Below are 14,204 nucleotides of genomic sequence, written 5' to 3'. Positions count from 1 at the left end.
ATTCACTGAGGGTGTCCACATAGTGAGAGCGGGCGGCGAAACCGGAACCCGGTGTTCCTATCGGTGCTCTTCCTGGAAAAAGGGGCGGTTTGCCGTGCGTTCATCGGCGGCGTGAACTCGAGGTCACAATGGTTCAGTTGCGGCTACTAGGGCCAGTTGAAATTGAAGTGAACAATGGGCGACTGCTGAGTTTGGGAACCGGTCGACTGCGCACCGTGGCCGCGATTCTGATCAGCGAGGTCAATCAGGTGATCACGGTGAGCAGAATGATCGACCTGGCCTGGGACGCGGACCCGCCGGCCAGAGCGAGAGGTGTGGTCCACAACCATGTGCACCGCTTGCGGCAGTTGCTGGTTGGCCAGGCCGAAATCGCCACCCGTGGCCGGGGGTATGCGCTGCTCGCCGATCCGTGTGCGGTGGATGTCAACCGGTTCCGGTATCTGGTGTCCAATGCCCATGAGGCCGAGCCGCGGACCGCTGTCGCCAAGCTGCGCCAGGCCCTCGGGCTGTGGCGCGGCGACGCGCTGGCGGATGTGCCCGGCGAACGGGTACGGCGGACGCTGGGCGTCGGCCTGACCCAGGCGAGGGTGGCGGCGCTGCAGGAGCTCGGCTCCAAGCTGCTGATGCTCGGCCGTCACGGGGAGCTGATCGCGGAGCTGACCGCCTGGCTCGCGGAGCATCCCCTGCACGAGGAGCTGACCGCGCTGCTGATGCGTGCGCTGCAGGCGAGCGGCAGACAGGCCGAAGCCCTCGATCACTATCACCGCACCAGGCGGCATCTGAAGGACCAGTTGGGCATCGATCCCGGCCCGGCCCTCAGCGAGACCTACATGGCGGTGCTCGGCGGGAAGTCCGCGGTCGCCCCGCCCGGTTCCGACCGCCCGAAGGCCGGCCCTGGCTACAGCCACAGCCACAGCCACAGCCACGGCTCCGGCCACAGCCACGGCCACGGCTCGGGCCCCGGCCCCGCCGCGCCGTACGGCTCCGGCCGCCCGTCGTCCCCGCCCCCGTCCGTCGCCCAACTCCCGCCCCGTATCGCCGACTTCTGCGGCCGGGTGCGGGAGATCGTCGCGCTGGACCAGAAGCTGGACCGGTTTCCGGGGCCGGACTGTGTGGTCCTCGCGGGCGGGGGAGGGGCCGGCAAGACGACGCTGGCGGTGCACTGGGCGCACTGCCACAAGGCCGAGTTCCCCGACGGGCAGCTCTTCGCCGACCTGCGGGGATTCGAGCGTCCCCCGATGCGGCCGGGCACCGTGCTGGGGATGTTCCTGCGGGCCCTGGGGGTGCCGGAGGCGAAGATCCCCGACGCCCTGACGGAGCGCTCGGCGCTCTACCGTTCGCTGCTCGCCGGACGGCGGATGCTCGTCCTGCTGGACAACGCCGGCACGGCCGAACAGGCGCGCCCGCTGCTGCCCGCGACACCGGGCTGTCTGGCCGTGGTGACCAGCCGGCGGCGGCTGAGCGGGCTGGTGGTGCGGGACGGGGCGGCCCTGGTCACGGTGGGGCCGTTCACCGCGGAGGATGCCCTGGAGCTGCTGGGCAACATGCTGGGCCGGTCGCGCCTCGCCGCGGACCCCGCCGCCGCCCGGGCGCTCGTCGAGCGGTGCGACAGACTGCCGCTGGCGCTGCGGATCGCCGCGGCCCGGCTGATGGCGCACCCCGACTGGTCACTGGGGTGCTGGACGAGGAAGCTGGCCGATGAGCGGCGCCGGCTGCAGGAGCTGTCCGCACACGACGCCGACCTGGCCGTGGAGGCGAGTCTCTACCTCAGCTATCGGGCGCTGTCGAGCGGTGCCGCCCGGCTGTTCCGCCTCCTCGGGCTCCACCCCGGCCCGGACGTGGATGTCCGCGCCGCCGTGGCCCTGGCCGGCCGCGATCCCGACCGCACCCGCCGCCACCTCGCCGAACTGTGTGACGCGCACCTTGTCGAAGAGCAGGTGCAGGGGCACTACGTGCGGACCGAGCTGGTGCGCATCTATGCCGAGCAGCTCGTCGCGTCCGAGGAGACACCGGCCGACCGGGACCTCGCCCGGCAGCGGCTGCGCGACCACGCGGCGCAGTACCGGCCACGACGGTGCTGAGGGGAGACACTCCAGGCCTGGGCCGCCGCCGCCCGGCGGTCCGCGGTCAGGTGTCCTCCTGCCCCTCCTCGCGCAGCCAGTTCGCCAGCTCCGCCCGGACGCGGCGGTCCATGGCCATGGAGAGCTCGGCCTCGACCACGCCCTTGGAGAGGGGACGGAGCTTTTCGATGGTCTCGGTGAGGTGGTCGACCTCCTGGGGGGCGACGTCCTCGCACGCCGAGAGGCGGGTGAGGGCGTCGGAGAGGAGGTGGGTGCGGATCAGGGTGGTGAACACATCGGCGAGGGCGTCGGCGTGGGCGCGTACCTGGCGGCCGGCTTCCAGGACGGCGGCCAGCGGGATGCCCTCGTTGACGAGTTCGGTGGAGGCGTCCAGGAGGCGGCGGCTGATGTGCACGAACTCGTCGCCGTCGACCGCGAGATAGCCGATGTCCAGGGACGTGCTGAGGTTCTCGGCGGTGATGTCGTCGCGGAAGTGGTCGGCGAGTTCCTCGGGGGTGAGGCGGACCGGCGTCTCCTCGGACCAGGGCGCGACCAGGGTGTTCTCCAGGCCGAGGAGTTCCCCGACGTCGCGGCCGGTGTCGAAGGCCGAGAGGAGTTCGGCGATGCCGCCGAGGGTGTGGCCGCGCTCCAGGAGGGCGCCGATGGTGCGCAGCCGGGCGAGATGGTGCTCGTTGTACCAGGCGATCCGGCCCTCGCGGCGCGGTGGCGGGATGAGCTTGCGCTCGCGGTAGAAGCGCAGCGTACGGACCGTGATGCCGGCTTCCCTGGCCAGGTCGGCCATGCGGAATTCGCGCGCGGGGCGGTGGTCCGCGGGCTCCGTCCGCTCGTCCTGGGTGCTCTCGTTCGCTGCCACGGGCTCAGCCTATGCCGGGGGTATGACGCGGGGACGGGAAGTGCGACCGGCGGTAACTTCCTGCCGCCCGCCCCCTACCGCTCGGTACGTGGCTGCCCTACTCTCCCATTGCGCCAGTGATTGCTGGCGCAGTTGGGCGGGCGGCTGTGACGCCGAAGGTCATGGCACCGAAGATGGCAGGGAAGAACGTCGAACTCGGGAGGCGGCGGGATGGCCGAGCGTGAGCGCGGGCATGTGCGGGTTGCGGTGATCGGATCGGGTTTCGGTGGTCTGGGGGCGGCGGTCCGGCTGCGGCGCCAGGGGATCACCGACTTCGTGGTCCTGGAGCGGGCCGATGCGGTGGGCGGCACCTGGCGGGACAACAGCTATCCGGGATGTGCGTGCGATGTGCCCTCGCACCTGTACTCCTTCTCCTTCGCGCCCAACCCGGAGTGGCCGCGGAACTTCTCCGGGCAGCCGCATATCCGCGCGTACCTGGAGCGGGTCACCGACACCTTCGGGCTGCGCCCGCACCTCCGCTTCAACTCGGAGGTGCGCGCCCTGCGCTGGAACGGGGACGCGCTGCACTGGGAGGTGGAGACGGCGAGCGGGCCGCTGACCGCGGAGGTGGTGGTGTCCGCGACCGGACCGCTGTCGGATCCCAAGGTGCCCGGGATTCCGGGGCTGGACACCTTCCCCGGAAAGGTCTCGCACTCCGCCCGCTGGGACCACGACTACGACCTGCGCGGCAAGCGCGTCGCCATGATCGGTACGGGCGCCTCGGCGATCCAGATCGTGCCCGCCATCCAGCCGGACGTGGAGCGCCTCACGCTCTTCCAGCGCACCCCGCCCTGGGTGCTGCCGCGCGCCGACCGCAAGATCAGCGCGGCCGAGAAATGGCTGCACAGCAAGCTCCCGGCGACCCGGGCCGCGCGCCGCGGGCTGCTGTGGGGCCTCAGGGAAATGCAGGTCAGTGCCTTCACCAAGCGCCCCAACGAGCTGGGCCTGATCGAGTTCCTGGCCCGGAACCATATGAAGAAGGCCATCAAGGACCCGGGGCTGCGGGCCGCGCTGACACCCGACTACCGCATCGGCTGCAAGCGGATCCTGCTCTCCAACACCTACTACCCGGCCCTGGCGCAGCCGAATGTGGACCTGGTCGCCGCCGGGCTGAAGGAGGTCCGCGGCAGCACCCTCGTGGGCGCCGACGGGAGCGAGGTGGAGGCCGACGCGATCGTCTTCGGCACCGGCTTCCATGTGACCGACCTGCCGATCGCGCAGCGGGTCACCGGCGCCAACGGGACGACGCTGGCCGAGGAGTGGAAGGGCGGTATGGAGGCGCTGCGCGGCGCCAGCGCGGCCGGCTTCCCCAACTTCCTCACCATCATCGGGCCCAACACCGGCCTCGGGAACAGCTCGATGATCCTGATGATCGAGGCCCAGCTGAACTACCTGGCCGACTTCATGCGCCAGCTCGACGTCCTCGGCGGGAAGATCGCGCTCGACGCCCGGCCGGCCGCCGTGCAGAACTGGAACCGCAAGATCCAGCAGCGGATGACCCGCACGGTCTGGAACGTCGGCGGCTGCGACAGCTGGTATCTGGACGCGAACGGCCGCAACACCACCGTCTGGCCGGGGACGACCGCGGAGTTCAAGAAGGTCACCCGGCAGGTCGACCTCGCGGAGTACGAGGTGCTGCGGCCACCGGGCACCGAGCCCGCCGGCCGGAGCACCGGCGAGCGCACGGAGGTGGCCGCATGAGCCGCCGGCCCGCACATGTCACCAGCGGTCCGTACGCCCCGCCGGTGCCGCGGACGACGCTGACCGTCACCTCGGCCGACGGCGCCCGGGTGTACACCGAGGTCCATGGCCCCGAGTCCGCCCCGGCCGTCGTCCTGGCGCACGGCTGGACCTGCTCGACCGCCTTCTGGGCCCCGGTCGTCCGCGACCTGGCCACCGACCACAAGGTCGTCGTCTACGACCAGCGCGGCCACGGCCGCAGCCCCGCCGCCGGTCCGGCGGGCCACAGCACCCATGCCCTCGCCGACGACCTGGTCGCCGTACTGGAGGCGACCCTGGAGGCGGGCGAACGCGCCGTGGTGGGCGGCCACTCCATGGGCGGCATGACGATCATGGCCGCCGCCGAGCGGCCACAGCTGCGCGAACGGGCCGCGGCCGCGCTGCTGTGCAGCACCGGCAGCGCCGATCTGCCCGCCGAATCACGGGTGTTCGCGCTGCGCAGCCCGCAGGGCCGCCGGCGCGCCCACCGGCTGCTGCTGCGCTCACGGGCCCCGCTCGGCCCCGTATCGCCGCTCGCCCGGCGCGCGCTGAAGTACGCCACCATGGGCCCCGGCGCCACCGCCGAGCAGATCGAGGCCTGTGCGCGCATCGTGCACGCCTGCCCGGCCGGGGTACGGGCCCGCTGGGGCACGGTGCTGGCCGGCCTCGAACTGACCGGTGACGTCAGCAGGCTGGAGCTGCCGACCGCGGTCCTCGCGGGCACCGCCGACCGGCTCACCCCGCTGGTGCACGCCCGCCGGCTGGCCTCCGTCCTGCCCGACTTCCGCGGGCTGACCGAGCTGCCGGGCCTGGGCCATATGACGCCGATCGAGGACCCCGGGGCGGTCTCCGGCCGGCTGCGCGCACTCGTACGGGACCATCTGCGGAGCACCGGCACCGGCGCGCCCGCCACCGCCGAAGTGCCCCGCGGCACACGGCAGAAGAAGGAGCGGACGGCATGAGGGCGAGCAGGAGTCTGCAGGGGCAGGTTGTCGTGGTGACCGGCGCGGCACGCGGGGTCGGTGCGCTGCTGGCCCGCAAGCTGTCGGCGCGCGGTGCGACGCTGGCGCTGGTCGGCCTGGAGCCGGACGAGCTGCGCGGGGTCGCGGCCGCGCTGCACGGCCCGGCGCACCACTGGCACGCCGATGTCACCGACCACGAGGCGATGGCCCGGGTGGCGGGCGAGGTCAAGGACCGTTTCGGGAAGGTCGATGTGGTCGTCGCCAACGCCGGGGTGGCGACCGGCGGCCCGTTCGCCGACTCGGATCCGGTCGCCTGGAAGCGGGTCATCGAGGTCAACCTCATCGGCGGCGCGGTCACCGGCCGGGCCTTCCTGCCCGTCCTCACGGCATCCCGCGGCTACTTCCTCCAGATCGCCTCGCTGGCCGCGATCACGCCGGCGCCGATGATGACCGCGTACTGCGCCTCCAAGTCGGGTGTCGAGGCGTTCGCGCACAGTCTGCGCGCCGAGGTCGGCCACAAGGGCGTACGGGTCGGCGTCGGCTATCTGAGCTGGACGGACACCGACATGGTGCGGGGCGCGGACCAGGTCGACCTCATGCGTGAGCTGCGCTCCCGGCTGCCGTGGCCGTCGAACAAGACCTATCCGCTGGGCCCCGCCGTCGACCGGATCGTCGCGGGCATCGAGCGCCGCTCCGCGCATGTCTACGGGCAGTGGTGGCTGCGCGGGATGCAGTCGGTCCGCGGCTATCTGCCCGCGCTCATCGGCACGGTGGGCCAGCGGGAGATGCGGCGCTTCGGGGACCGGCTGGACGGGATGCGGACCGGTCTGGTGGGCGCCGGCGGCGAGGCCGACGAGAAGGCGCGGGCGGACCGGTGAGGGCCCGCTGAGCCCCTCCGATTCTCACGGAGAGTAGTCATTCGTGATCGAAATGCGAGCAATGTCCGGGCGTGTCACGCTGAACGGGGCCCAACCCCCCTACACCCCACTAGGAGTGAACAGCATGGGCATCAAGGACCAGTTCCAGGACAAGGCCAACGAGCTCAAGGACCAGGCGCGAAAGGCCTCGGGCGACTCTCGCGAGCAGGGCCACGAGCGCGGTCAGCGCCAGGACCAGGAGCGCGGCGGTCAGCGCCCGGACCGGGAGAGCGACCGCCGTCAGGGCGGCCAGGACCGTGGCCAGCAGCCCCGTGAGCGTGGCCAGCAGGGCCGCCGGCCGGCCCAGGACGCGATGGACGCCGCCGAGGGCCGCTACCAGAGCTGACGTGGCACGTCCTGAACACCACGCGCGGCGGCGTACGCGCCATGCGTGAGGGGCGCACCCGGTCGACCGGGTGCGCCCCACTGTGTGTCAGCCGGCGACCTTGAGCTTCGTCGGCCAGCCGTACTGCCCCGCCTTGGCGAAGAGGTTCGTGATGTGGGCCGGGTTCAGCTTGATGCAGCCCAGCGAGCGGTAGTCATCGGGGCCGTCCCAGCGGTAGGGGTTGTCCTTGCCGGGCTGACGGTCCGCCTGGCTGCCCTCGGGCCACATCTCGCTGTGTACGAACAGCTCGGCGCGGGTGGTCCGGCCGTTCTCGCACACCTTGTCCTCGACGTGTATCACCTTCCCGTTGATCCCTTGGTCCCCGCCGTTGTAGTGCTCGTCGTGGGCCAGTACCTGATAGGTGCCGTTCGGCAGCCAGCCCTGCGAGCTGGCGCACTCGTTCTTGCTGTTGGGGCCGCCGTCGCCGGCGCCCGCGCGGTACTTGGCGAGCACCTTGTCCTTGGCGTTCCGCAGGCTCTTCATCAGATAGAGGCGCGAGTCGCCCGGGTTGCTCTGGTTCTTCTTGAAGTAGAGGTACGTACCGTCGGCAGCGGCCGTTCCGGTGGTCTGCCCGGCCTTCGGCCCGGCGGCCAGCGCGGGGGCGGTTGCGACGGCGGTCAGGCCGCCGGTCAGAGCCAGTGCGGCGGCCAGCGGAACGATCCGTTGACGGATTCCCATCAGGTGTATCTCCGTTGAATTGCGGGGGTGTTGGCGGGGCTCGTTCGGCTGCCCCGGCCGGGACCGTACGACGGCTATGTAATGGCTCTGTAACCGGGAAGTGATCAGCCGTCTCGCAACGGAATCCGGCTGCCCTGGCAGATCAGAGGGGCGCCGGCGTGTCCGGGCCGCGCCATGCGTGAGGGGCGCACCCGTCGACCGGGTACGCCCCACCACTTTCCCCCGTTTCCCCCGATTTCCCCCGCTTTCCCTCCAACCCCCTTCTCTGCAAGGTCAGTCGGCGCCGCCGGCCAGGCGGCGACGGCCGGTGCCGTCCGTCAGCTGACGACCTTGAGCTTCTTCGGCCAGCCGTACTGCGCGGCCTTCGAGAAGAGGTTCATGATGTGGGCCGGGGTCAGCTTGATGCAGCCCAGCGAGTAGTAGTCACGGACGCCGTCCCAGCGGTAGGGGTTGTCCCGGCCGGGCTGCCGGGCGCCCTGGGTGCCGTTGACGTTCATCTCGCTGTGCACGAACAGCTCGGTGCGCTTGGTCCTGCCGTTCCTGCACACCTTGTCCTGGACGTGGATCGCATAACCGTTGATGCCCCGGGACCCGCCGTTGTGACGCTTGGTGTGGTCCAGCACCCGGTAGCTGCCGTTGGGCAGCCAGCCCTGCATGCTCGCGCACTCGTTCTTGGCGTTGCGCCCGCCGTTGCCGGAGCCCGCGCGGTACTTGGCGAGCACCTTGTCCTTGGCGTTCGGGACGCTCTTCATCAGGTAGAGCCGTGAGTTGCCCGGGTTGCTCTGGTTCTTGTTGAAGTAGAGGTAGGTACCGCCCGCGGCGGCCGATCGGGCGGACTGCCCGGACGCCGGGTGGGCGGCGAGCGCGGGGGCCGCCTCGGTGGCGGCGAGGCCGCCGGTGAGCGCGAGTGCGGCGGCGAGCGGAACGATCCGGTGACGGATTCCCATCGGGGTGTCTCCCGTTGTGTGGTGGCTCGTTGGTGTGTGGCGGTGCCGGCCGTCAGGACATGACCCTGCTGGGGCCGCGGCTGTCCGGCAAGGGGGATCGGCCGACCCGGACATGCGGGGGATGTCCGGGCAGGTCGGACCCGGGGGCGGCGGCCTGTCCGGAGGGATGAAGGGCGCTGTCCGGGGTGACGGGCACGGTGTTGTGGCCGGGGTCCGGCGGCGGTTCAATGTCCCGCATGAAGAGCACGGGGGGATCCGGCGGCTTATGTCCGGCGGCGGCCGGTGACGCGGTCGCACTCGTCGAGCTGATGCAACAGCTCAAAGAGCAGTCAGGATTGACGTTCCGTCAGCTCGAACGGCGGGCGGCGGCACGGGGCGAGGTGCTCGCCCGCAGCACGCTCGCCGACGTCCTGCGCAGACGGACCCTGCCGCGGGCCGAACTCCTCGCCGTCTTCCTCCGGGCCTGTGGCTGCGCGGACGACGAGGTCGGTGCGTGGCTCGCGGCACGGCAGAGCATCGAGGAGCGGGCGGCGGCCGTCACTGAAGAGCCACCGGGTGCTGAGGAGCCGCCGGGTGCCGAGGAGTCGCTGGGTGCCGAGGAGTCACCGGATGCCGACGCGCGGCCGGCGGCAGGGGAGGCGCCCGGTGGTCCGGAGGCCGGAAAGGTACCCGGTGGTCCGGAGGCCGGAGAGGCGCCCGGTGGCGCTGCCGGTCCGAACATCCCGCGGCACCGCCCGTACCGCGGACGGCGGGTGCTGCTGGGCGGCGCCGCCGCGCTGGTGGCAGCGCTGCTCGCGGTCGGCATACCGCTGCTGACCGGCGACGGCACTGCCCCGCCCGGGGCCGCGGACGGGGCGTCGCTGCCCACGGGCGAGGTCCGGATCCGTCCGGTGCGGGCTCCGGACCTGTGTCTGACGGACGGGCGGGTGCTGCGGGTGCGCCGGTACCGCACGGTCGCCGTGCAGCGGCCCTGTGCCGAGGCCGTGCCGCCGCAGACGCATCTGACGGCGGCCGGCGCGGGGCACCACCGCATCCAGTGGACCCACCGCGACCACGGCAAGGGCTGTCTGGTCCTGCTGCGCGAGCCCGGTCTGGCGGGGCTGCTGGAGCCGTGGGACGACTGCACGGCGGGCGGGCCCGCGCAGCTGTTCCGGGTGGAACCGGCCGGTGGGCGGCCGGGCGCCGGCGGGACGGCGTACCGGCTGCGGCTGAGCGGTGATGACGCCGGGCAGTGTGTCACCCTCGGCGGCGGCGGGCCCGGCGCCACCGCCCTCGCCCGGCCCTGCACGGGGGCGGACGACCAGAAATTCCTGATCGGCCCGGGGTGAGGCGGGCCGGGGCCCGCACCCGTCAGGCGCCGGCCGCCGCGGCCGCGCCTCCGCTGCGCGGCGGCAGCGGGGGCCGCCGCAGGTCCGGCACGTCCGACAGATCCGGAGGGGTGGCCGCCGGATGCCGCTCCAGCAGCTCCAGCGCCGTACGGATCGCGACGCCCAGCTGGGGATGCCGGCCCTCGGCCCAGTGCAGCGGGGAGCGCAGCGCCTCGATGTCGACCTCGACGCCGTGGTTCTCCACGCCCCAGCCGTAGAGCCGGAACCACGCGGCGTTCATCGGGACGGTGATCGCGGTGCCGTCGGCGAGACGGTGCCGCCCGGTCATCCCGACCACCCCGCCCCAGGTGCGCATGCCGACCACCGGGCCGAGGCCCTGGAGCTTGAAGGCCGCGGTGATCATGTCGCCGTCGGACGAGGTCATCTCGTCGGCGACCGCCACGACCGGGCCGCGCGGCGCATTGCTGGTGTACGAGACGGGCTCGGCGTCCCGGGTCAGGTCCCAGCCCATGATGGTGCGGGTCAGCTTCTCGATCACCAGCTCGGAGATGTTGCCGCCCGCGTTGCCCCGTACGTCCACGATCAGCGCGGGCCGGGAGACCTCCATCCGCAGATCGCGGTTGAACTGCGCCCAGCCGGAGCCGCCCATGTCGGGGATGTGCAGATAGCCGCACCGGCCGCCGCTCAACTCCCGTACCACCGCCCGGCGTTTGGCCACCCAGTCCTGGTAGCGCAGCGGCCGTTCGTCGACCAGCGGGACCACCGCGACCCGGCGGGCCGGGCCCTCGCCCTCCGGCGGGGCGAACGTGAGCTCCACGGTGGTGCCGCCGGCCGCGGCCAGCAGGGGATACGGGCCGGCCACCGGGTCCACCGGGCGGCCGTCGACATGGGTGAGCGCGGCGCCCTCGCGGATGCCCGTACCGGCCAGCGGTGAACGGGCCTTGGAGTCCGAGGACTCACCGGGCAGGATCCGGGTGACCACCCAACGGCCGTCCCGGCACACCAGGTTGGCGCCGAGCAGGCCCATGGCGCGCTGGTAGTGCGGCGGCCCCTCGTTGCGCCGGGCGCCGGTGACATAGGCGTGCGACGTCCCCAGTTCGCCCATCACCTCGCGCAGCAGATCGGCGAACTCGTCCGGGGAGGCGACCCGGTCCAGCAGCGGCCGGTACTGCGCCAGCACCGTGTCCCAGTCGATGCCGCACATCCGCGGCTCCCAGAAGTACGCCCGGGTGATCCGGCCCGCCTCCTCGAACGCCTGGTGCCACTCCGCCACCGGATCGACATCGTGCAGGATGCGCCGCAGGTCCAGGAAGACCGTGGAGTCGCTGTCCGGCTGCTCGTTCGCCGGGACCGCGCGCAGCTCGCCCTCGTCGTTGACGACCAGCCGGGAGCCGTCGCCGCTGAGCGCGAACCCGTCCAGGGAGCTGGTGAGTTCGGTGCGCCGCGCCTTGGTCAGATCGAAGTGTTCGAGGGTGGGACGGCCCGAGGTCTCGGCCGGGTTGGCGAAGGTCTCGCCGAGCGCGCCGGAGATCGGCCAGCGCAGCCAGACCAGCCCGCCGCCGCTGACCGGCTCCAGGGAGGAGTACTTGGACGCCGCCACCGGGAACGGCGTGACCCGGTTCTCCAGCCCCTCCACCTCGACCAGCAGCGGCCCCTCACCGGCCGCCGGAGGCACCTCGTCCGGGTCCAGGCCGCCCGCCGCGGGCCGGCCCTCCGGGGACAGCGCGAAGGGGGAGGGTGTCGCCGAGGACAGCGGGACGAGATAGGGGCGGCAGCCCAGCGGGAACGACAGATCGCCGGTGTGCACGTCGTAGACCGGGTCGAAGCCGCGCCAGGACAGAAACGCCAGATAGCGGCCGTCGCGGGTGAACACCGGCTGCTCGTCCTCGAACCGGCCGTTGGTCACGTCCACGATGTGCCGGTCGGCCAGCCGGGCCATCTTGATCTGCCGCAGCGACCGTCCGATGCCGGGGTGCGACCAGGTCAGCCAGCGGGAGTCGGGGGAGAACGCCAGGTCGCGGACCGGTCCGTTGGGGGAGCGGATCAGCTCGGTGACCTCGCAGGAGGCGGTGTCCTCCGCGCTCGCGCCCTCCTCCGGCCGGGCCACGTCCACCAGCAGCAGCCGGCCGTCGTTCGCGGCCACCGCCAGCCGTTCGCCGTCCGGGGCGGCAGTCATCTCGTGGACCCGGCCCAGCTCACCGGCGGCCAGCCGGCGCGGTTCGCCCGGTGCGCTGGCCCGCGGCAGGTTGGTGATCTCGATCGCGTCCGCGCCCTCGGCGTCGGTGACATAGGCGATCCGGCCGCTGGCGCCCAGCATTTCGGGGAGCCGGACCCGTACGCCCGGGACGTCATGGATCGTCCGGGCCGGGCCGTCGCGGTGGGTGAGCCAGTACAGGCTGCCGCGTACGCCGACCGCGCTGGCCCGCCCGGTCGTGTCCACCGCGAGCGCGGTGACATGCGAGGCGGCCGGGACCTGGTAGCTGCGCCGGCCGGCCCGCGGACCGCCCAGGCGCACCGCCAGCTTGCGCGGGACCGCACCCGGGGCGAGGCCGTCGATCAGCCAGAGGTCCCCGGCGCACTGGTAGACGATCCGCTCGCCGTCGGTCGAGGCGTGCCGGGCGTAGAAGTCGGCGTGGTCGGAGTGGCGGCGCAGATCGGTGCTGTCGGGCAGACAGGAGTAGACATTGGCGATGCCCTCGTGGTCGGAGAGGAACGCGACCCGGCCGTCGACGAACATCACCGAGTCGAGGTGCCCGTGCAGGTCCGGCAGCAGCCGGGTGCCGTGCAGCCACATCCGGCCCATCGCGCCGCCCCGGTAGCGCTTCCAGGAGGCGGGCTCGTGCGGCGGTTTGCCGCTCAGCAGCAGGGTGCGGTGCTCTCCTGCGATGTCCGCGACCGCGATGTCGGAGACCGGCCCCCAGGGCAGCTGGCCGCCGGGGCTGCCGTCGGTGGGCAGGCTGTAGGCCCACGAGTAGTACGAGAAGGGCTGGCCGTGCGAGGAGACGGCCAGGACGTGGCTGTGGCCCTCGTGGTCGGGGGGCGTCCAGCCGCAGACCCGGGCGTCCGTGCTGCCCCAGTACGTCAGCCGGCGGGCCGGGCCGCCCTCGACCGCCGCGAGATGGACCTCGGGGTCGAGGCTGCGCCAGGTGGTGAAGGCGATCTGCTGCCCGTCGGGGGAGAAGCGGGGGTGGCCGACGCGGGTGCGGTCCACGGTCAGCCGCCAGGCGCGGCCGGGTTCCTCGCCGTCCGGGGCGATCGGGGCGATCCACAGGTCGTCCTCGGCGGCGAAGCAGAGCAGTTCGCCGTGCAGATGCGGAAAGCGCAGATACGAGCCGCCCGGCGGGTCCGGCCGGGCCGGCAACCGGCGCAGCCGCCCACGAGGCTTCGCGGGGTTCGGCTCCGGGCGCGGCCCGATGGCCTCGGGTGCATCGCTCACGCACCCATCGTTTCGGGATGAGCAAGCGGCGGCAACTCGGTCGGGTGACACCGGCCACTGTCGAAACGCTTCCGTTTCGATGAGGTGGGCCGTAAGGTGAGGTGTACGAAACCGTTTCGTTCATGGTTCGCCGGTGTGGCGGCGTGCCCGTGCGGTCCGACGGAAGGTGTGGCTCATGGGACGCAGCAGGCTGACTCCCGAGCGGGAGGCCGAGCTCTACGAGGGGGTGCTCGATCTGCTGCGCGAGGTCGGTTACGACGCGCTGACCATGGACGCCGTCGCCGCCCGTACGCGCTCCAGCAAGGCCACCCTCTACCGCCAGTGGAAGAGCAAGCCGGAGCTGGTGGCCAGGGCGCTGCGGCACAGCCGGCCGGTCGCCGCCGTGGGCGTCGACACCGGCAGTCTGCGCGGCGACTTCGCCGAAATGGTGCGCCGCATCGACGACGAGCAAATGGCGCGGCACGCCGCCCTGTTGCGCGGTCTGGGGATGCCTGTCCGCGACAACCCCGAGCTGCACCAGGCGCTCTGTGACGTGCTCCTCGACCCCGAGGTGAGCGGGCTGAAGGCGATCCTGCAGCGCGCCATCGACCGCGGTGAGATCGCGGCCGACCGCCCCGCGCTCCAGTTCATCCCGCACATGCTGATCGGCGCGTTCCTCTCCCGGCAGCTCATCGAGGAACGCTTCGCCGATGCCGCGTTCCTCTCCGCCTACCTCGACGCCGTGGTCCTCCCCGCCCTCGGCGCCTGACCTCACCCGCCCGACCTCTCTCCCCGAGCCCCCTGCCCGGCGCGCCGCTCTCGTCGCCGGGGCGGTGGCGCACGCCTCTGCACGCCCTCTCATCCGACGGGAGCACCTGGC

General features: G+C 72.5%; 11 protein-coding genes. 7 read left to right on the top strand and 4 right to left on the bottom strand.

Annotated elements, in window-relative coordinates; genetic code table 11:
• Window positions 1-215: 215 nt before the first annotated feature.
• Window positions 216-2,081 (top strand): AfsR/SARP family transcriptional regulator, encoded by a 1,866-nt coding sequence (locus AB0C46_RS11220; protein ID WP_362827534.1) that lies wholly within the window; start codon window positions 216-218, stop codon window positions 2,079-2,081.
• Window positions 2,082-2,127: 46 nt separating this feature from the next.
• On the opposite strand, the gene AB0C46_RS11215 is transcribed toward AB0C46_RS11220, so the two are convergent.
• Window positions 2,128-2,934, bottom strand: coding sequence for a MerR family transcriptional regulator (locus AB0C46_RS11215; protein WP_362827533.1), 807 nt, complete (start codon window positions 2,932-2,934; stop codon window positions 2,128-2,130).
• A 210-nt stretch (window positions 2,935-3,144) separates the two neighbouring features.
• On the opposite strand from AB0C46_RS11215, the gene AB0C46_RS11210 reads away from it, so the two are divergent.
• From AB0C46_RS11210 to AB0C46_RS11195, 4 genes are all read left to right on the top strand, one after another.
• The gene (locus AB0C46_RS11210; RefSeq protein ID WP_362827532.1) at window positions 3,145-4,674 is read left to right on the top strand and encodes an NAD(P)/FAD-dependent oxidoreductase; all 1,530 of its coding nucleotides are present in this window, start codon (window positions 3,145-3,147) and stop codon (window positions 4,672-4,674) included.
• The gene (locus tag AB0C46_RS11205) at window positions 4,671-5,654 is read left to right on the top strand and encodes an alpha/beta hydrolase (RefSeq protein ID WP_362827531.1); all 984 of its coding nucleotides are present in this window, start codon (window positions 4,671-4,673) and stop codon (window positions 5,652-5,654) included. The genes AB0C46_RS11210 and AB0C46_RS11205 overlap by 4 nt, the downstream gene beginning before the upstream one ends.
• Window positions 5,651-6,532 (top strand): SDR family oxidoreductase, encoded by an 882-nt coding sequence (locus AB0C46_RS11200; RefSeq protein WP_362827530.1) that lies wholly within the window; start codon window positions 5,651-5,653, stop codon window positions 6,530-6,532. The genes AB0C46_RS11205 and AB0C46_RS11200 overlap by 4 nt, the downstream gene beginning before the upstream one ends.
• 124 nt (window positions 6,533-6,656) lie before the next feature.
• Entirely contained in the window at window positions 6,657-6,917 is a 261-nt protein-coding gene (locus AB0C46_RS11195; RefSeq protein WP_362827529.1) for a hypothetical protein, read from the top strand.
• 87 nt (window positions 6,918-7,004) lie between these two features.
• Here AB0C46_RS11195 and AB0C46_RS11190 read toward each other — a convergent pair whose 3' ends face one another.
• On the bottom strand, window positions 7,005-7,634 hold the full coding sequence (locus AB0C46_RS11190; RefSeq protein ID WP_362827528.1) for a hypothetical protein: 630 nt from the start codon (window positions 7,632-7,634) through the stop codon (window positions 7,005-7,007).
• Between the two features lie 317 nt (window positions 7,635-7,951).
• Window positions 7,952-8,581, bottom strand: a complete 630-nt coding sequence (locus tag AB0C46_RS11185) for a hypothetical protein (RefSeq protein WP_362827527.1) — start codon at window positions 8,579-8,581, stop codon at window positions 7,952-7,954.
• Window positions 8,582-8,817: 236 nt separating this feature from the next.
• On the opposite strand from AB0C46_RS11185, the gene AB0C46_RS11180 reads away from it, so the two are divergent.
• Window positions 8,818-9,909, top strand: coding sequence for an XRE family transcriptional regulator (locus tag AB0C46_RS11180; RefSeq protein ID WP_362827526.1), 1,092 nt, complete (start codon window positions 8,818-8,820; stop codon window positions 9,907-9,909).
• A gap of 22 nt (window positions 9,910-9,931) precedes the next feature.
• Here the strand turns inward: AB0C46_RS11180 and AB0C46_RS11175 are convergent, their stop codons facing one another.
• A complete protein-coding gene (locus AB0C46_RS11175; protein WP_362827688.1) occupies window positions 9,932-13,270 on the bottom strand; it encodes a S41 family peptidase in 3,339 nt (1,112 codons plus the stop codon).
• Window positions 13,271-13,520: 250 nt separating this feature from the next.
• Here AB0C46_RS11175 and AB0C46_RS11170 point away from each other — a divergent pair, with 250 nt between their 5' ends.
• On the top strand, window positions 13,521-14,093 hold the full coding sequence (locus AB0C46_RS11170; protein WP_362827525.1) for a TetR/AcrR family transcriptional regulator: 573 nt from the start codon (window positions 13,521-13,523) through the stop codon (window positions 14,091-14,093).
• Window positions 14,094-14,204: the final 111 nt, after the last annotated feature.

The organism is Streptomyces sp. NPDC048637 (assembly GCF_040650675.1).
GTDB lineage: Bacteria > Actinomycetota > Actinomycetes > Streptomycetales > Streptomycetaceae > Streptomyces.
This window is presented reverse-complemented; position numbering and strand designations above follow the sequence as displayed.

Bases quoted from the DNA above. Each gene is read 5' to 3' on its own strand.
- AB0C46_RS11195 (WP_362827529.1), top strand. From the start codon at position 6,657: ATGGGCATCAAGGACCAGTTCCAGGACAAGGCCAACGAGCTCAAGGAC.
- AB0C46_RS11190 (WP_362827528.1), bottom strand. From the start codon at position 7,634: ATGGGAATCCGTCAACGGATCGTTCCGCTGGCCGCCGCACTGGCTCTG.
- AB0C46_RS11170 (WP_362827525.1), top strand. From the start codon at position 13,521: ATGGGACGCAGCAGGCTGACTCCCGAGCGGGAGGCCGAGCTCTACGAG.
- AB0C46_RS11205 (WP_362827531.1), top strand. From the start codon at position 4,671: ATGAGCCGCCGGCCCGCACATGTCACCAGCGGTCCGTACGCCCCGCCG.
- AB0C46_RS11200 (WP_362827530.1), top strand. From the start codon at position 5,651: ATGAGGGCGAGCAGGAGTCTGCAGGGGCAGGTTGTCGTGGTGACCGGC.
- AB0C46_RS11210 (WP_362827532.1), top strand. From the start codon at position 3,145: ATGGCCGAGCGTGAGCGCGGGCATGTGCGGGTTGCGGTGATCGGATCG.
- AB0C46_RS11180 (WP_362827526.1), top strand. From the start codon at position 8,818: ATGAAGAGCACGGGGGGATCCGGCGGCTTATGTCCGGCGGCGGCCGGT.
- AB0C46_RS11185 (WP_362827527.1), bottom strand. From the start codon at position 8,581: ATGGGAATCCGTCACCGGATCGTTCCGCTCGCCGCCGCACTCGCGCTC.